The following is an 18,502-nucleotide window of genomic DNA, read 5'->3' on the forward strand; positions in this document are numbered from 1 at the left end:
AGGCAAGCTGCGATTCTGTGCTTCGCAATCAATGTTCGGGCGAGGGAACTGTCATGAAGAAAATCATCGTTGTCGGTGCCGGCAAGATCGGCTCGACCATCGCCGAGATGCTGGCGTCCACGGGCGACTATCAGGTCACCCTCGTCGACCGCTCGGCCGCACAGCTCGGCGCGGCCGAATTGCCTGCCACGGTCGAGACACTGGAGCTCGACATCGAAGCCGCCGGCACGCTTGAAGCGGCCTTGGCCGGCAAGTTCGCGGTGCTCAGCGCAGCACCCTTCCATCTGACCACGCGCACCGCCGAAGCGGCAGCCAGCGCCGGCGTCCACTATCTCGACCTGACCGAGGACGTCGTCGCGACCCGACGCGTCAAGCAACTGGCGCGCTCCGCCAACAGCGCATTCATCCCGCAATGCGGGCTGGCGCCGGGCTTCATCTCGATCGTCGCCAATGATCTCGCCAGCCGCTTCGACACGCTGGAGAGCGTGCGCATGCGGGTCGGCGCGCTGCCGCAATACCCGTCGAACGCGCTGAACTACAATCTGACCTGGAGCACGGACGGCGTCATCAACGAATATTGCGAGCCTTGCGAGGCGATCGTTGAAGGCGAGCTTATCGAGGTGCCGCCGCTGGAGGAGCGCGAGGAATTCTCGCTCGACGGCGTCACTTACGAGGCGTTCAACACGTCGGGAGGGCTCGGCACGCTGGCCGAAACGCTGAAGGGCAAGGTGCGCACGCTGAACTACCGCACCATCCGCTACCCCGGCCACGCCGCGATCATGAAGGCGCTGCTCAACGATCTCGGCCTGCGCCACCGCCGCGACGTGCTGAAGGACATTTTTGAAAGCGCCCTGCCGGCGACGCTGCAGGACGTAGTCATCATCTTCGTCACCGTCAGCGGCCGCAAGAACGGCCGCCTGCTGCAGGAGACCTACGCCAACAAGATCTACGCCAAGCGCGTCGGCAATACGGTGCGCAGCGCCATCCAGATCACCACCGCGTCAGCCATCTGCGCGGTGCTCGACATGCTGGCCGACGGCACCTTGCCGGCGAAGGGTTTCATCAAGCAAGAGGACATTGCGCTCGATGCCTTCCTTGCCAACCGCTTCGGCCACGCCTATGCGCAACACGAGATGGTTAGCCGGCTGGCGGGATGAGGTTCGGACCTGTTTCCTTCTCCCCTTGTGGGAGAAGGTGGATTGGCGCATAGCGCCAAGACGGTTGAGGGGTGCTGGACGAAGCGCCGCGGTGCAGGCTGGAACACCCCTCATCCGTCGCCCTCGGCGACACCCACTCCCACAAGGGGAGAAGGAAGATCGCGCTAGCAGCCCTCAAACATGCAGCGCGTGCCCAAGCGCCTTCAGCGCGGCTTCCTGAAAACCCTCGCCCTGTGTCGGATGGGCATGGATGGTGCCGGCGATGTCCTCCAGCCGCGCGCCCATCTCCAGTGCCAGGCCGAACGCCGCCGACAGTTCCGACACGCCCTGGCCGACCGCCTGGATGCCGAGCACCAGATGGTTGTCCGCGCGGGCAACGACCCGGACAAATCCATCTTCACCCATCTTGGTCATCGCCCGGCCATTGGCGGCAAACGGAAACAGCCCGACCTTGATCTCACCACCGAGCCCCTTTGCCTCCTCCGGCGAAAGGCCTGCGGTGACCAGCTCCGGATCCGTGAAGCAGATGGCGGGAATGCAGCGTTTGTCCCAGCTGCGCTTGTGGCCGGCGACGATCTCGGCGACCATTTCGCCTTGCGCCATCGCCCGGTGCGCCAGCATCGGCTCGCCGGTGACGTCGCCAATGGCAAAGATGCCGCGCATCGAGGTGCGGCACTGGTCGTCGATGCGGATGAATTTGCCTGCCATGTCGAGGTCGATCTGCTCCAGCCCCCAGTCTTCGATCACCGGCTTGCGCCCGACGGTGACCAGAATCCTGTGGGCAGCGATCTTGCCATTCTTGCCGGTGGCCGTCTCGACCAGCAGCGCATCGCGCTTGGTCGACAGCCCCTTGGCCTTGGCGTTCACGAGCACCTCGATACCGAGCTCAGTGAGCCGCTTCACCACCGGCCGGGTCAGTTCGGCATCATATTGCGCCAGTATGCGCGGCAAAGCCTCGACCACGGTCACCCTGGCGCCCATCTTGGCGAAGGCCATGCCGAGCTCGAGCCCGATATAGCCGCCACCGACGACGGCAAGCCTTTCCGGCACTTCGCTCAGCCCCAGCGCTTCGGTGGACGAGATCACCGGCCCACCGAACGGCAGGAGCGGCAATTCGACCGACGCCGAGCCGGTGGCGATCACCACCGTCTCGGCGCGGACGACCTGTGTGCCGGTCTCAGTCTCGACCTCGACGGTCTTGCCGTCACGGAATTTCGCCCAGCCATGCACGGTCTTGACCCCGGCCTTCTTGAGAAGGCCGGCGACGCCGCTGTTCAGCCGGCTAACAATGCCGTCCTTCCAGGCGATGGTCGTTTCGAGATCAATGGATGGTGTTGCGACTGAAATGCCGAGCGGGGTCTTGCCGCCGGCCATGTGCGAGATTTTCTCGAACTCCTCGGCCGCATGGATCAGCGCCTTGGACGGAATGCAGCCGACATTGAGACAAGTGCCGCCCGGCTTGCCGAACTCGACGATAACCGTATCGATGCCGAGCTGGCCGGCGCGAATAGCACAGACATAGCCGCCGGGCCCGGCGCCGATGACGAGCAGCTTGCAGGATATTTCCTTCATGTCGATACGCTCTTTTTGGCGAAGAAAAGCCCCCTCATCCGGCCGCTTCGCGGCCACCTTCTCCCCGTTGGGGAGAAGAGGCTGGCCCGGCGCTGGCGACCTCCTCTCCCCTCGGGGAGAGTGTGGCCGTAGCGAAGCGGTGGCCGGGTGAGGGTGCCTTTGCGACCGTTCTCATCTCATCAATCCACAAAAATCAGCGCCGGGGTTTCCAGCAGCGCCTTGATCCGTTGAATAAACACTGCGGCATCCCAGCCGTCGATCACGCGGTGGTCGAAGCTGGAGGACAGGTTCATCATCTTGCGCGGAATAAATTGGGTGCCGTCCCATACCGGCCGCACCATCATCTTGTTGACGCCGAGGATCGCCACTTCCGGATGATTGATCACCGGCGTCGTCGCCACACCGCCCATGGCGCCGAGCGAGGTGATGGTGATGGTCGATCCCGACAGCTCGTCGCGCGTCGCCGTGCCTGATCTGGCCGCCTCAGCGAGCCGGTTGAGCTCGGCGGCGCAGTCCCAGATGTCGCGCGCCTCGGCGTGCTTGACCACCGGCACCACGAGCCCAGAAGGCGTCTGCGCGGCGATGCCGATATGGACGCCGCCATGCTGGTGGACGATGCCGCCCTCGTCATCGAACAGCGCGTTGATATTTGGCTGGTCGGCGATCGCCTTGACCATCGCCCGCATCAGGAACGGCAGCAGAGTCAGCTTTGGCCTATCCGCCCCGCTGCGCTTTTCCTTGTTGAGCGCCGCGCGCAAATCCTCGAGCGCGGTGACGTCGATCTCCTCGACATAGGTGATGTGCGGGATGCGCGACTTGGCCAGCGTCATCTTCTCGGCGATTTTTCGCCTGAGCCCGATGATCTTGATGTCTTCGACGGCCTCGTTGCGGGCGAGGCCGGAGACCTTTGCCAGCTGCGGCCCGCGTGCCAGGAAAGCCTCGATGTCCTCGTGCTGGATACGCCCGGCCGGGCCGCTTCCCGCAACCTGACGGAGATCGATGCCGGCCTCTTTTGCCCTCAGGCGTATGGCCGGCGATGCCGGCGGCTTTTCACCTTCGAGGCGCGGTGCGCCGAGCGGCGCAGTACCCCCACCCCTAACCCCTCCCCACAAGGGGGAGGCGGATTCCCTATCTGCCTCACGCACACTCTCAATTGGTGCACGCTTCAGTGCGGGTGACTTGGCATCGGCCTTGGGAGCCGAAGCTCGTCCCCCTCCCCCTTGTGGGGAGGGGTCAGGGGTGGGGGTACTGCGGTCGGTGGGGGTACTCTTGGCGCCCGCCTCACCCCCCGACTCCGCGCCTGCCTTCACATTGCCTTCGCCGGCCACCTTCAACCTGACAATGGGCGAGCCGATCGCCACCGTGTCGCCGATCTCGGCGCCCAGCCAGACGATCTCGCCATCGACGGGCGAGGGAATCTCGACGGTCGCCTTGTCGGTCATGACAGCGGCAAGCACCGCGTCCTCGCGCACCAGGTCGCCGACCTTGACCTGCCATTCGACGAGCTCGGCCTCGGCGACGCCTTCGCCGACATCGGGCAGCTTGATCACATATTCGCCCATCGTCGTCAGGCCTCCATCGTTTCAAGCAAGGCGCGGCCGAGCCGGGCGGGACCGGGAAAATAATCCCACTCCTGGGCATGCGGATAGGGCGTGTCCCAGCCGGCGACCCGCGCTACCGGCGCTTCCAGATGATAGAAGCAATGTTCCTGCACCAGCGCCGAAAGTTCGGCGCCGAAGCCGGATGTCAGCGTCGCCTCGTGCACGACCACGCAGCGCCCGGTCTTGTTGACCGAGGCGACGATCGTCTCGAGATCGAGCGGCAGCAGCGTTCTCAGATCGATGATCTCGGCATCGATGCCGGTCTCCTCGGCCGCCGCCTGCGCGACATAAACCATCGTGCCGTAGGCAAACACGGTGACAGCCGCCCCCGGTCGCCGGATCACCGCCTTGCCGAGCGGCACCGTATAATGGCCGTCGGCGACCTCGCCGAGCTCATGCTTCGACCACGGCGTCACCGGGCGGTCGTGATGACCGTCGAACGGACCGTTGTAGAGCCGCTTCGGCTCCAGGAAGATGACTGGATCGGGATCCTCGATCGCTGCAATCAAAAGGCCCTTGGCGTCATGCGGGTTGGACGGCACGACGACCTTCAGGCCGGAGACGTGGGTGAACAGCGCCTCCGGGCTCTGGCTGTGGGTCTGGCCGCCAAAGATGCCGCCGCCGGTCGGCATCCTGACCACGATCGGGCAGGTGAAGTCGCCGTTCGACCGGTAGCGCAGCCGCGCCGCCTCCGAGACGATCTGGTCATAGGCCGGATAGACATAGTCGGCAAACTGCACCTCGACGCAAGGTTTCAGGCCGTAGGCGGCCATGCCGATGGCCGAGCCGACGATGCCGGATTCGCTGATCGGCGTATCGAAGCATCGGCTCTTGCCGTACTTCGCCTGCAAGCCCTGCGTGCAGCGAAAGACGCCGCCGAAAAAGCCGACATCCTCGCCGAACACGATGACGCGTTCGTCACGCGCCATCGACACGTCCATGGCGTCGCGGATCGCCTCGATCATGGTCCGTCTTGGCATGGTCAGACCCCCGCCTGCTGGCGCTGGCGCCTGAGATGCGGCGGCATCTCGGCATAGACGCCCTCGAACATGTCACGCGCCGAGGGCTTGCCGCCGGCATGCAGCGTGCCGTGGCGCTCGGCCTCCCTTTGCGCCGCGATCACCGTTTCGAGAATTTCCGCCTCGGCCTGGGTGTGGCGCTCGTCCGACCAGACGCCGCGCTGGATGAGATGGTTTTTCAGCCTGACGATCGGGTCACCGAGCGGCCACGCGTCAGACTCTGCCTTGGGCCGGTAGGCCGACGGGTCGTCGGAGCTCGAATGCGCGCCGACCCGGTAGGTGACATACTCGATCAGCGTCGGCCCGAGGTTTTTCCGCGCCCGCTCGGCTGCCCATTTCGCCACCGCATGGACGGCGAGATAGTCGTTGCCGTCGACCCGCAGCGACGGAATGCCGAAGCCGAGACCGCGGGCGGCGAAAGTGCCGGAGCCACCGCGGGCGATGCCCTGGAAGGTCGAGATCGCCCACTGGTTGTTGACGACGTTGAGCACGACCGGCGCCTTGTAGGTCGAGGCGAACACGAGCGCCGAATGGAAGTCGGACTCGGCGGTCGAGCCGTCGCCGATCCAGGCGGCGGCGATCTTCGAATCATTGCTGATCGCCGAAGCCATCGCCCAGCCGACCGCCTGGATATATTGCGTCGCCAGATTGCCGGAGATCGAGAAGAAGCCATGCTCCTTCGACGAATACATGATCGGCAGCTGCCGGCCCTTTAGCGGATCGGCCTCGTTCGAATAGATCTGGTTCATCATCGTGACCATCGGATAGCCGTCGGCGATGAGCAGCCCGGCCTGCCGATAGGTCGGAAAATTCATGTCGCCCGGCGCCAGCGCCTTGCGGAAGGCGCAGCTCACCGCCTCTTCGCCGAGGTGCTGCATGTAGAAGGAGGTCTTGCCCTGGCGCTGCGCCATCTGCATGCGCGCGTCGAAGCTGCGCAGCGTCATCATATGGCGCAGCCCTTCCAGCAACTCGTCGTCGGAAAGCAGGCCGGCCCACGGACCGACGGCTTCGCCGGCGCGGTTCAGCACGCGGATGATCGAGAACGCCATGTCGCGGATGGTACGCGGATCGACATCGATCTCCGCGCGCGGCACCGAGCCGGCCTTGGGAATGGTCACATCAGAGAAATCCGGCGTCCCGCCCGGCCGCACCTCCGGCTCCGGCACATGGAAACGCAACATTCCTGCATCAGCCATGACCTTCGTCCTCCAGTGTTGCCCGGCGCGATATTTGCACACCGCTAGACCAGTGCCAATTCGTCGGGCAGGGCTTCAGGCCAGCGACGCGCTAGCCAGCACTCGCCAAGATGAAGATATGTCGGCGAAATTTCTTGTCGATCTTCCGCCGCCATGCGCAATTTGGCGTATGATTGCGCCGGGTTTCCCGCCAGATAAGACAATGCGTCGGATTGAGGCCTCGCGCGGCGCCCCTTTCCTTCTCCCCTCGTTGTGGGAGAAGATGTCGCCGAAGGCGACGGATGAGGGGTGTTCCAGCTTGGCAAGGACGGCACTCCGTCCAACACCCCTCTTCCGGCTTGGCGCTGCGCGCCAATCCACCTTCTCCCACAAGGGGAGAAGGAAAGGAGGAGCGGCGCCGTTCACCCCGCACCGGCATCATGCTATCAGAACCCATGGCACAGAAGAAAGGTTACGAGGTCGATTCGTGGTTGGCGCGGCCGGATCCGCGCATCTCGATCGTCCTGCTTTACGGGCCCGACCGCGGGCTCGTCGCCGAGCGGGCGAAGGCCTTCGCCGGCAAAACCGGCCTGCCGCTCGACGATCCGTTCTCGGTGGTCAGGCTGGACGGTTCGGAAGTCGATCGCGACGAGGGCCGCCTGCTCGACGAGGCGCGCACCGTGCCGATGTTTTCGGAGCGGCGCCTGCTTTGGGTGCGCAATGCCTCCGGCCAGAAGGCGCTGGCCGACGACGTCAAGGCGCTGACATCAGAGCCCGCGCGGGACGCGATCATCCTGATCGAGGCCGGCGACCTGAAGAAAGGCGTCGGGCTGCGTTCCATCGTCGAGGCGGCAGACATTGCCATGGCCTTGCCGTGCTACGCCGACGAGGCCCGGGACATTGATACGGTCATCGACGACGAATTGCGCAAGGCCGGCATGTCGATGACGCTGGAGGCCCGTCAGGCGCTGCGCCGTAACCTCGGTGGTGACCGGCTGGCCTCGCGCGGCGAGATCGAAAAGCTGGTACTTTATGCCCACGGTCAGGCCGAAATCGGCCTCGACGACGTCAAGGCGACGTCGGGCGACGTCTCCGGCCGCTCCTTCGACGACGCCGTCGATGCCTTGCTCGAAGGCAAGGTCAGCGACTTCGACATCGCCTTCACCCGCCACTGCCAGTCCGGCGGCCAGGCTTTTCTGGTGCTTTCCTCGGCGATGCGGCAGCTGCAGGCGATCCAGGCGATGCGCGGCCTGATGGACACCGGCGGCCGCAACGCCGCGGCGGTCGTTGCCGCGGCGCGCCCGCCGGTTTTTTTCTCGCGGCGCAAGCTGGTGGAGAAAGCCCTCGAACGGTGGAACAGCGAGGCGCTTGGCCGCGCTTTGACCAGGCTGCAGACGGCGGTCCTGCAGACGCGGCGCCGGCCGGACCTCTCGGTCGCGCTGGCACGGCAGGCGCTGCTCGGCATTGCTGTGGAAAGCGCCCGGCTGCTCCGAGGTAACGGCTTGTAGGGGCCTCGTGGAAAAGAAGAAACCAAAGCTCAATCTGTCAGAGCGAATCAAGCTCGCATTTCGTTATGGCGATCTTAATCCGACTACTGATTCCGAAGAACTCAAACGAAGGGATGAGTTTCTCGTCAGTATCTCAGGCTATTTCGTTATTATATTCAAACTGATACTCGTGGGCTTCGCCATCTTCGCGATTGCCGCTACAATAGTCATTAATCTTCAGTGAGGGCGTCCAGCCCAGACAAAACTCCAAATTTGGAGGATAGCAGTTGTCGATGGTTGCGCCGCCCCTCATTGCCCTGCCGGGCATTTCTCCCCGTAAACGGGGAGAAAGAGGCTGACCGCAGCCTCGGCACCTTTTCTGCAACGTTGGTGATTGGCGAAACCGTCGATGACAGCCCCCTCTCCCCGTCGCTACGGGGAGAGGATGCCGGCAGGCAGGTGAGGGGCGGCGGAAACGCTGGAGCAGGTAGGCTATAAGGTCGCCTATCCTCGCCTAAAACAAGCAGACCCCGAGGCCATTTGCCGGCTAATCACCGCTCTTGCTTCAACCGCCGGCACAGCTCGTCGAGCTGCTCCAGCGTCCGATAGGCGACGCTGATCACGCCGCCGCGTTCCTTGTGCTCGATCGTGACGATCATGCCGATCGTGCCGGTCATCAACTTTTCCAGCGCCAGCGTATCGGCATCCTTCTGTGCCGGTGCTGCAGGCTGTCGCTTTGCCGTTGGAGCGCCGGTCGGCATCTGCGCCAGCGCTTCGGCCTGGCGCACCGAAAGCCCGTCCTCGACGATCCGCTTGGCCAGGCCCGCCGGATCCTGCGCCGTTACCAATGTGCGGGCGTGGCCGGCCGACAGCGCGCCATCGACCAGCATGTCGCGAATCACGTCCGGCAGCTTCAGCAGCCTGAGCGTGTTGGCGACGTGGCTGCGGCTCTTGCCGATCACCTGGCCGAGATCAGCCTGCGTGTAGCCGTGATCGTCGATCAGCTGCTGGTAGCCCATCGCCTCCTCGACCGGGTTGAGGTCGGTGCGCTGGACGTTTTCGATGATCGCCAGTTCGAGCGCGGTGCGATCGTTGACATCGCGCACGATGATCGGGATCTCGGCCAGCCCGGCGCGCTGCGCCGCGCGCCAGCGCCGCTCGCCGGCGATGATCTCGTAGTGGCCGGGCTGGGTCGGCGACGGCCGTGCCACCACCGGCTGCACCACGCCATGTTCACGGATCGACTGGGCAAGATCGGTCAGGTCGGCGTCGCCAAAATGCCGGCGCGGATTCTTTGGGTTCGGGCTCAGGAACTCGATCGGAACCTTGCCGTCGGCATTCATGCTCTGCTTTTCCGGCGCTGCCGGACGATCGATTTCGCCGATCAGCGCCGCCAGTCCCCGCCCCAGTCTTTTTCTTGAAAGGTCTTCGCTCATCGTCTGTCCAGATCGTTTCGGTATCAAATCAGCTTGTGCATGTCGTTATCCCGATAATTTGGGCGACTGCATTAAGCGGCGCGCAGTTTGCGCTCGCGGCGGATCACCTCGGAGGCAAGCTGCAGATAGGCCTGGCTGCCGGAGCATTTGAGGTCGTAGAGGATCGCCGGCTTGCCGTAGGACGGCGCCTCGGAGACACGCACATTGCGCGGGATCACGGTTTCATAGACCTTGTCGCCCATATGCGCCCGCACGTCCTGCACCACCTGGTTGGCGAGGTTGTTGCGCCCGTCGAACATGGTTAGCACGATGCCCTGGATCGTCAGCTCGGGATTGATCGAGCGGCGAACCTGCTCGACCGTCTCCAGCAGCTGGCTCAAGCCTTCGAGCGCGAAGAACTCGCATTGCAGCGGCACCAGCACGGAATCGGCTGCCGCCATCGAGTTCAGCGTCAGAAGATTGAGCGACGGCGGGCAATCGATCAGCACATAACCAAAATTGGCCGAGCGCTCGGCCGAGGCGCGTAAGGCGTTGCGCAGCCGCAGCACCCGGTCCGGCGCCGAGGCGATCTCCATCTCGATGCCGAGCAGGTCGAGCGTCGACGGCACGATCGACAGGCCCGGCACCGCCGTCGGGATCGCCGCCGCTTCCAGATCGAGCTCGCCGGTCAGCACGTCATAGGAGGAAACGGTGCGGTCGCGCCGGTCGATGCCGAGGCCGGTGCTGGCATTGCCTTGCGGATCGAGATCGACGATCAGCACCCGCTCGCCGATCGCCGCCAGCGCCGTGGCCAGATTGATGGCCGTCGTCGTCTTGCCGACGCCGCCCTTCTGGTTGGCTACGGTGATGATTCGGGGGCCATTCTTCATCATGGGTCTATGCCAGAAATTCATTCCGAGGTCGCCGATCTAAGTCAGTTGGCGCAAATCAGACAGTTCGAGGATGACGCCATGAGCGTCGGTCGCGCTGGCATGTTCTACCAGATCGAATGACCATCGTTGAGCGCTTTCTGCCACCTCAGTGCGGTAATCCCGGCCTTTGTGGAACAGGCCGCGCGCGCCGGCCGTCAGCCACGGCGCCGACAGTTCGAGCAAGACCGGAAGCGACGCCAGCGCTCTGGCAGTGACGATTTGAGGTGTTGAAACAAACGGATAGGCGTCGTCGATGCGACGCGCGACGACCCTGGCGGGCAGGTTGAACTGCCCGACGACCGCTTGCAGGAACGATGCTTTTTTCCGATTGCTTTCAACCAGATCGATGCTGGCGCCGTCGCGCTCGGCAAGCAGGAAGGCAAGCACCAGGCCGGGGAAACCGCCACCCGAGCCCAGATCGACCCAGCGCTTCGCCTCTGGTTTGATTCGCGCCAGCTGCGCGCTGTCGAGGATGTGGCGGTGCCAGACATCGTCCTGCGTCGATTGCGCCGCCAGGTTTATCCGGCGGTTCCATTTCTGGAAGACCGTCTCGAACTCGACCAGGCGGTCGAATGTTTCACGTGAAACCGGACCGGCAGCCTCTTGCAGGCTCGCCCATGAGGCAGCGCTCACGCAACATTCCTTCGCGCAGCAGCCTCGGCGTTGCGGACATGCGCGACAATGATGGCCAATGCAGCCGGCGTCATGCCTTCCATACGCTGGGCGTCGGCGATCGAGCGCGGCTGGCGCGCGAGCATCTTCTGCTTCAGCTCGTTGGACAGGCCCGGAACAGTAGCGAAATCGAGCGAAGCCGGGATCAGCCGGCTCTCCTCATGCCGGATCTGCGTGACATCGGCCTGCTGGCGCTCGAGATAGACCGAATATTTCGCCTCCGTTTCGAGGCGTTCGGCCGTTTTGGCATCGATGGCGCCGAATTCGGGAGCGATTCGGGCCATCCAGGCGACATCAACGCCCGGATAGGCCAGCAACTCATAGGCGGAGCGGCGCACCCCGTCCCTGTTGATCTCGAGCCCATGGCGCGCCGCTTCGTTGGGGGTCATGGTCGTACCAAGCGCAAGGTCCCTCGCCTTTTCAAGGTCCTGCACGACGTCGCTAAACCGTTGCATCCGCTCCTGCGAGGCAATGCCGAGCTTCATCGCCAGCGGCGTCAGCCGCTCATCAGCATTGTCGGCCCTTAGCGACAGCCGGAACTCGGCCCGCGAAGTGAACATACGGTAGGGTTCGGCGATGCCGCGGCTGGTCAAATCGTCGACCATCACCCCGATATAGGCCTCGGTGCGGCTGAGCACGATCTGCTCGCTTGCCGATGCCTGCCGCGCGGCGTTGAGGCCGGCGAGCAGCCCTTGCGCCCCGGCCTCCTCGTAACCGGTGGTGCCGTTGATCTGTCCGGCCAGAAAAAGGCCGCCAATCCGCTTCGTTTCCAGCGTCGGCTTGAGCTCGCGCGGATCGACATGGTCATATTCGATGGCATAGCCGGGCTGCAGCATGGTGGCGCGTTCAAGGCCAGCAATGGTTTTTAGCATGTCGAGTTGCACGTCCTCGGGCAGCGAGGTCGAAATGCCATTCGGGTATACGGTGTCATCGTCCACCCCTTCCGGCTCCAGAAAAATCTGGTGGCCTTCGCGGTCGCCGAACTTGACGATCTTGTCCTCGATCGACGGGCAGTAACGCGGCCCCACGCCTTCGATCGAGCCGGAATACATGGCCGAACGGCCCAGATTGGCGCGGATCAGCTCGTGCGTGGCTCCAGTTGTACGCGTGATGCCGCAATGGATCTGCGGATTGTCGATGCGGTCGGTCATCAGCGAGAACGGCACCGGGTCGTCATCCGCCGCCTGGCTCTCCAGCGACGCCCAATCGATCGTGCGCCCGTCCAGCCGTGGCGGCGTGCCGGTCTTCAGCCGCCCGAGCTTGAAGCCGGCGCGGCTCATCGTCCCCGACAGGCCGAGGCTGGCCTGCTCGTTCATGCGGCCGGCAACGATCTTCTTCTCGCCGATATGGATCAGCCCGCGCAGGAAAGTGCCGGTCGTCAGCACCACAGCGCCGCAGGCAAGCCGGCGGCCATCCGCTAGCAGCACGGCCGCTAGGCGCCCATTGGCGATTTCGAAATCCAGAACCTCGCCCTCGACCACGTCGAGACCCGCCTGTTCGCGAATCGCCGCTTGCATGGCGAGCCGATAGAGTTTTCTGTCCGCTTGCGTGCGCGGCCCGCGAACTGCCGGGCCCTTGCGGCGGTTGAGCAAACGGAACTGGATGCCGGCCGCATCGGCAACGCGCCCCATCAGCCCGTCCATGGCGTCGATCTCGCGAACCAGATGTCCCTTGCCGAGCCCGCCGATCGCTGGATTGCACGACATGACGCCGATCGTATCGAAGCGCAGTGTCACCAAAGCCGTTTTCGCGCCAGCGCGCGCGGCAGCGCTGGCCGCCTCGCAACCAGCATGGCCGCCACCCACCACAACCACATCATAGTGATCGGTCATTTCAGAATCCCGAATTCAAGTCGCCCGACACATGTCGCCGGAGGCGCGCGCTGTCAAGGACAGCTCGGCGAATCGTTTCACGTGAAACAATGCCATCTGCGTGGGTTGGGAGTTGTTTCACGTGAATCACTGCCCCGGTTCCTTCGCCAGAGGAGATGATTTTGCCCGAGCCTAAAAGGAGTGTCGGCGTTGGTCCCCAGCTTTACTTCACCGAAGCGAAGCGCAGTCCCTGCGATCTGCCGGCGCGAGGGAGCTCGCAGCGCCTGTCCTGCCGGATATCACCCCCACACAGGGGGAGATCGGCCGTCATCTCTGCTTTCGCCAATCGCCAACGCTGAAGGAGAGGCGGTACGTTGACGCTGCCAATCTCCCCACTCGTGGGGAGATGTCCGGCAGGACAGAGGGGGGCGCGAAGGATCGCCAGCATTCCGTCTCCATCGCTGTGTTCTCCGCTCCCCAATGTTTCACGTGAGTCATTTGCCGATGCAGAACTGCGAGAAGATCACGTCCAGCATGTCCTCGACATCGACGGCGCCAACGATCCGGCCAAGCCGATCCGCTGCCAGCCGCAATTCCTCGGCCCTCAACTCCTGCCCGCGCCCATTGCCTGTCACTGCCGCAAGCAGGAAGCGTTTCGTCTCGTTGAGAAGCTCGACGTGCCGCAGCCGCGACGGCAGGATATCGCCGGCGTCGCCGATCTGCGCTGCGGCGCGATCGCCGATCTCCGCCAGTAGTTCTGCCAGCCCGGTGCCGTCCTTGGTCGAGATAACCGTGTCGTAGCGCGTCGCAAGCGCCGGCGATTCATCTCGCAGCAGATCGACCTTTGTCCCGACCCGCAATGTCGGGACATCGGCCGGTATTGCGCCGATCGGGGCCGGGTCCGCCATATCCTCCAGCACCAGCAGCAGATCGGCAGTACCGGCCTTGCTCCTTGCCCTTTCGATGCCAATCGCCTCGATCCTCCCGGGCGTCTCGCGCAGACCGGCAGTATCGGTCACCCTTACCCGCATTCCCTCCAAATCCAGCACGACTTCAAGCAGATCGCGGGTCGTGCCGGGCTCCTCCGTCACGATCGCCGCTTCGCGCCGCGCCAGGGCGTTAAACAGGCTTGATTTACCGGCATTCGGCGCGCCGAGAATGACAACCTCGAAACCGTCGCGGATGATCTCGGCCGCTCGGAAACCTTCGACATGATGCTCGATTTCGTCGATCATCGCGCGAACGTCCGACCAGACCGTCTCTGCAACGGAACCCGGCACATCGTCTTCGTCGGCAAAGTCGATCTCGGCCTCGATCATCGCTCGCGCATGAATGAGCCGCCGGCGCCAACCCAGATAGAGTTCGCTCTGCGCACCCTCGGCATTCTGAACGGCAAAGCGCCGCTGCGCCTCCGTCTCGGCATTGACGAGATCGGCCAGCGCCTCGGTCTCGACCAGATCGACCTTGCCGTTGAGAAAGGCGCGGCGGGTGAACTCGCCAGGCTCGGCATGCCTGACGCCGTCGAAGCCGGCGATCGTCTCAAGCATCTTCGCCACGACGGCGCGTCCGCCGTGGACATGGAACTCGGCGATGTCCTCACCAGTGAAGCTGTTAGGGCCGGCAAAGAAAACGACCAGGCCGCTGTCGAGCACCGATCCGTCCGGCGCCCTGAACCAGCGATAGGCCGCAACGCGGTTTTTGACCATCGAGCCGGCAATCGTTTCAACGACGAATCGACTTTGCGGGCCGGAAATGCGGATCACGGCAACACCAGCGGGCAGGCGGCCGCTCGACAGGGCAACTATGGAATCACCTGAAATCATTTGCCGACCCAGCACAACCGCCCTAGCTTCGCTTATTCATCGACAATTCGCCGAGTGCCCGACCGTGACATTACCCGCGCAAAATCTGCCCGCGCAAAATCTACTTGCCGAAGAGGCCAGCCCCTATCTGCAGCAGCATAGCGGCAACCCGGTGCATTGGCGGGCATGGTCGCCAGCATCGCTCGCCGAGGCAAAGGCGCTGCAGCGGCCAATCCTGCTCTCGGTCGGTTACGCCGCCTGCCACTGGTGCCATGTCATGGCGCACGAAAGCTTCGAGAACGATGACGTCGCCGCCGTCATGAACCGTCTCTTCGTCAATATCAAGGTCGATCGCGAGGAGCGGCCGGACATCGACCAGATCTATATGGCCGCACTGTCGTCGATGGGCGAGCAGGGCGGATGGCCGCTGACAATGTTTCTGACGCCGGACGGAAAGCCTTTCTGGGGCGGCACCTATTTTCCGCGCGAAGCCCGTTACGGCCGCCCGGGCTTCGTCCAGGTGCTGGAGGCGGTCGACAAGGCGTGGCGGGAGAAGAAAGAAAGCGTTAACCAAAGCGCCGACGGCCTGACCACGCATGTCGAGGCGCGGCTGGCGGGCACGCATGCCAAGGCCGTGCTCGATCGCGACACGCTCGCCACGCTCGCCAACGGCATCAACGGCATGATCGACCGGGAGCTGGGCGGCCTGCGCGGCGCGCCCAAATTCCCCAATGCGCCGTTCATGCAGACGCTCTGGCTGTCCTGGCTGCGCGACGGCGCCATAGCCCATCGCGACGCCGTCCTGCTCAGCCTAGAAAAGATGCTAGCGGGCGGCATCTACGACCATATCGGCGGCGGGCTGAGCCGCTATTCGACCGATGCCGAGTGGCTGGTGCCGCATTTCGAAAAAATGCTCTACGACAACGCCCAGCTCATCCGGCTGTGCAACTGGGCCTATGCGGCGACCGGCGATAAATTGTTCCGGGTGCGAATCGAAGGGACGATCGACTGGCTCTTGCGTGAGATGCGCGTCGATGGCGGTGCCTTCGCTGCCAGCCTCGACGCCGACAGCGAGGGCGAGGAGGGGTTGTTCTACACCTGGAGCAGGGATGAGATAGAAACCGCTCTCGGCGACGAATCGGCCTTATTTTTCCAGTACTTCACGCTTACCGGCCCGCATGGCTGGGAGGGCAAGCCGATCATCCACCAGACTGACGCCCAGCAAACGCAAAGCGTCGCCGATCGCGACCGGCTCATTCCGCTGAAAGAAGAAATGCTGGTAGCCAGGGAACAGCGTGTAAGGCCCGGGCGTGACGGCAAAGTCCTGACCGATTGGAACGGCCTGGTGATCGCGGCTCTCGCCGAAGCCGGGCGCGCCCTGAAACGGATCGACTGGATCGAGGCGGCGGAACAGGCCTTTGTCGCCATTGCCAGCTCTGCTCGAGACGGCCGCTTGCCCCATTCGATGCTTGGCGTAAAGAAGCTTTTTCCGGCGCTGTCGAGCGACTACGCCGCCATGGCCAACGCCGCGATCTCCTTGTTCGAGGCTACCGGCACATCGAACTACGCCGAGTTGGCCGGCCAATTCATCGCGCAGCTCGACCGATGGCATAGCGATGAGAACAACACCGGCTACTATCTCACCGCGTCGGATAGCAGCGACGTGCCGATCCGCATCAGGGGCGATGCCGACGAGGCCATTCCTTCAGCCACAGGCCAGATCATCGAGGCCATGGTCCGGTTTTCCTCGCTCTCCGGCGATTTCGAATTGCAGGAAAAGACGTGGAAGGTCGCCGAACACGCGGCGGGCCGGGCGGCGCATCAGGCCTATGGCCAGGCAGGCATCGTCAACGCCTGTGCCTTGGCGATCGAGCCGTTGAAACTGGTGCTGGTAGACAACCCTGAAAATCCCGGGCTTGTTCCGGTTGCGAATCGAAATCCGGACCCGCGCCGGATCGACACTATCGTGCCGGTCGGCTCAGCAACGAACCTGCCGATGCTGCCAGGCGGCGCTCTGCCGCCAACCGACACGCCCGGCGCCTGGCTGTGCACGGGGCAGGTCTGCCTGCCGACTATAACAAGCGCTGAGGAGCTCGAGCGGCGGTTGCGGCGCCAGTAGGGGTAGGTGCTGCGCGGTTCTCCCTTCTCCCCTTGTGGGAGAAGGTGGCCGAGCCCACGGGTCTTGCCTCCGGCAAGCCCGAGGACAGGCTCCGCTCGGTCGGATGAGGGGTGTTCCAGCTTGGCACCGCCGCATTCCGTCCAACACCCCTCATCCGTCTTGGCGCTGCGCGCCAATCCACCTTCTCCCACAGGGGGAGAAGGCAAGAGGGGTCAGCGCCAGACCAGTCCCCTTACGTATTCATCGAATCGAAGAAGTCCGCGTTGGTCTTGGTCTGCTTGAGCTTGTCGATCAGGAACTCGATGGCGTCGGTCGTTCCCATCGGCGCCAGGATGCGGCGCAGCACGAAGATCTTCTGCAGGTCCTGGCGGGCGACCAAAAGATCTTCCTTGCGGGTGCCGGACTTGAGGATGTCCATGGCCGGATAAATGCGCTTGTCCGCCACCTTGCGGTCGAGCACGATTTCCGAGTTGCCGGTACCCTTGAACTCTTCGAAGATGACCTCGTCCATGCGGCTGCCGGTGTCGATCAGCGCGGTGGCGATGATGGTCAGCGAGCCGCCTTCCTCGATGTTGCGGGCCGCACCGAAGAAGCGCTTCGGCCGCTGAAGGGCATTTGCGTCGACACCGCCGGTCAGGACCTTGCCGGATGACGGCACCACGGTGTTGTAGGCGCGGCCGAGGCGGGTGATCGAATCCAGCAGGATGACGACGTCGCGCCCGTGCTCGACAAGGCGCTTGGCCTTCTCGATCACCATTTCGGCGACCTGGACGTGGCGCACCGCCGGCTCGTCGAAGGTCGAGGAGACGACCTCGCCCTTCACCGAACGCTGCATGTCGGTGACTTCTTCCGGCCGCTCGTCGATCAAGAGCACGATCAGATAGCATTCGGGATGATTGGTGGTGATCGAGTGGGCGATGTTCTGTAAGAGCACCGTCTTGCCGGTGCGCGGCTGCGCCACGATCAGGGCGCGTTGGCCTTTACCGAGCGGCGCCACCAGGTCGATGACGCGGGCCGAAATGTCCTTCGAGGTCGGAACATCCATTTCCATCTTCAGCCGCGAGGTCGGGTAAAGCGGCGTCAGATTGTCGAAATGGATCTTGTGGCGGATCTTTTCCGGGTCGTCGAAATTGATCGTGTTGACCTTGAGCAGCGCGAAATAGCGCTCGCCCTCTTTCGGGCTACGGATCGGGCCTTCGACCGTGTCGCCGGTCTTCAGCGAGAACCGGCGGATCTGCGACGGCGAGATGTAGATATCGTCCGGACCCGGCAGATAATTGGCATTGGCCGAGCGCAGGAAACCAAAACCGTCCTGCAGCACTTCGACGACGCCGTCACCGATGATCTCGATATCCTGGGTCGCCAGCCGCTTCAGGATCGCGAACATCAGCTCCTGCTTGCGCATCACACTGGCGTTCTCGACCTCGAGCGATTCGGCATAAGCGATCAGCTCTGGCGGTTTCTTGTTCTTGAACTCGGTGAGTTTCATTTCTTGCATCATTAGACGGACTCTGAGTGAGTAAGCATGGGGAAAATATCGGCGGGATGCGACAAATGCCGGGCGCGGCCGAAGCGATGAATGGGCGGCGCATGACGGGAAGGAAGACCCGTCTTTTATCGTCGGTCGACTAAAAGAGCAAGCCGCCTTTTGTGGCCGCTGCGCGTCTCTCTTGACGCGCAAAGGGCGCTGTAGGACTTTTTGAGTTCCGCATCGTACCTTCCGAAAATCGATTCCGATTT

General features: G+C 63.6%; 13 protein-coding genes. 3 read left to right on the forward strand and 10 right to left on the reverse strand.

The genetic code is table 11. The annotated features are described in order from the left end of the window. The first annotated feature begins 53 nt into the window (after nt 1-53). On the forward strand, nt 54-1,157 hold the full coding sequence (locus tag CIT26_RS28930) for a saccharopine dehydrogenase family protein (protein ID WP_095495694.1): 1,104 nt from the start codon (nt 54-56) through the stop codon (nt 1,155-1,157). A gap of 174 nt (nt 1,158-1,331) precedes the next feature. Here CIT26_RS28930 and lpdA read toward each other — a convergent pair whose 3' ends face one another. The 4 genes from lpdA to CIT26_RS28950 all read right to left on the reverse strand — a co-directional run bounded on the left by lpdA (nt 1,332) and on the right by CIT26_RS28950 (nt 6,545). Continuing rightward, the gene (lpdA, locus tag CIT26_RS28935; protein ID WP_095495804.1) at nt 1,332-2,729 is read right to left on the reverse strand and encodes a dihydrolipoyl dehydrogenase; all 1,398 of its coding nucleotides are present in this window, start codon (nt 2,727-2,729) and stop codon (nt 1,332-1,334) included. A 179-nt stretch (nt 2,730-2,908) separates the two neighbouring features. After that, nucleotides 2,909-4,291, reverse strand: a complete 1,383-nt coding sequence (locus CIT26_RS28940) for a dihydrolipoamide acetyltransferase family protein (protein ID WP_095495695.1) — start codon at nt 4,289-4,291, stop codon at nt 2,909-2,911. 5 nt (nt 4,292-4,296) lie between these two features. Beyond that, the gene (locus CIT26_RS28945) at nt 4,297-5,310 is read right to left on the reverse strand and encodes an alpha-ketoacid dehydrogenase subunit beta (protein WP_095495696.1); all 1,014 of its coding nucleotides are present in this window, start codon (nt 5,308-5,310) and stop codon (nt 4,297-4,299) included. Nucleotides 5,311-5,312: 2 nt separating this feature from the next. Next, the gene (locus tag CIT26_RS28950) at nt 5,313-6,545 is read right to left on the reverse strand and encodes a 3-methyl-2-oxobutanoate dehydrogenase (2-methylpropanoyl-transferring) subunit alpha (RefSeq protein ID WP_095495697.1); all 1,233 of its coding nucleotides are present in this window, start codon (nt 6,543-6,545) and stop codon (nt 5,313-5,315) included. A 434-nt stretch (nt 6,546-6,979) separates the two neighbouring features. Here CIT26_RS28950 and holA point away from each other — a divergent pair, with 434 nt between their 5' ends. Next, the gene (gene holA / locus CIT26_RS28955; protein WP_095495698.1) at nt 6,980-8,032 is read left to right on the forward strand and encodes a DNA polymerase III subunit delta; all 1,053 of its coding nucleotides are present in this window, start codon (nt 6,980-6,982) and stop codon (nt 8,030-8,032) included. Between the two features lie 530 nt (nt 8,033-8,562). On the opposite strand, the gene CIT26_RS28965 is transcribed toward holA, so the two are convergent. The 5 genes from CIT26_RS28965 to mnmE form a co-directional block, all read right to left on the reverse strand. After that, nucleotides 8,563-9,447, reverse strand: coding sequence for a ParB/RepB/Spo0J family partition protein (locus CIT26_RS28965; RefSeq protein WP_095495700.1), 885 nt, complete (start codon nt 9,445-9,447; stop codon nt 8,563-8,565). A 71-nt stretch (nt 9,448-9,518) separates the two neighbouring features. After that, nucleotides 9,519-10,319 (reverse strand): ParA family protein, encoded by an 801-nt coding sequence (locus tag CIT26_RS28970; RefSeq protein ID WP_084646769.1) that lies wholly within the window; start codon nt 10,317-10,319, stop codon nt 9,519-9,521. A 36-nt stretch (nt 10,320-10,355) separates the two neighbouring features. Further along, nucleotides 10,356-10,991 (reverse strand): 16S rRNA (guanine(527)-N(7))-methyltransferase RsmG, encoded by a 636-nt coding sequence (gene rsmG / locus CIT26_RS28975; RefSeq protein WP_095495701.1) that lies wholly within the window; start codon nt 10,989-10,991, stop codon nt 10,356-10,358. Then, entirely contained in the window at nt 10,988-12,862 is a 1,875-nt protein-coding gene (gene mnmG / locus CIT26_RS28980; protein ID WP_095495702.1) for a tRNA uridine-5-carboxymethylaminomethyl(34) synthesis enzyme MnmG, read from the reverse strand. The genes rsmG and mnmG overlap by 4 nt, the downstream gene beginning before the upstream one ends. Before the next feature lie 473 nt (nt 12,863-13,335). After that, complete coding sequence (mnmE, locus tag CIT26_RS28985; RefSeq protein WP_095495805.1) at nt 13,336-14,664, reverse strand: tRNA uridine-5-carboxymethylaminomethyl(34) synthesis GTPase MnmE; 1,329 nt, start codon at nt 14,662-14,664, stop codon at nt 13,336-13,338. Between the two features lie 64 nt (nt 14,665-14,728). On the opposite strand from mnmE, the gene CIT26_RS28990 reads away from it, so the two are divergent. Further along, a complete protein-coding gene (locus CIT26_RS28990) occupies nt 14,729-16,762 on the forward strand; it encodes a thioredoxin domain-containing protein (RefSeq protein ID WP_245319591.1) in 2,034 nt (677 codons plus the stop codon). A gap of 232 nt (nt 16,763-16,994) precedes the next feature. Here the strand turns inward: CIT26_RS28990 and rho are convergent, their stop codons facing one another. Next, nucleotides 16,995-18,260 carry a transcription termination factor Rho gene (gene rho / locus CIT26_RS28995; RefSeq protein ID WP_027153631.1) on the reverse strand — a complete coding sequence of 422 codons (1,266 nt, stop codon included), beginning with the start codon at nt 18,258-18,260 and terminating at the stop codon, nt 16,995-16,997. Nucleotides 18,261-18,502: the final 242 nt, after the last annotated feature.

The organism is Mesorhizobium temperatum (assembly GCF_002284575.1).
GTDB lineage: Bacteria > Pseudomonadota > Alphaproteobacteria > Rhizobiales > Rhizobiaceae > Mesorhizobium > Mesorhizobium temperatum.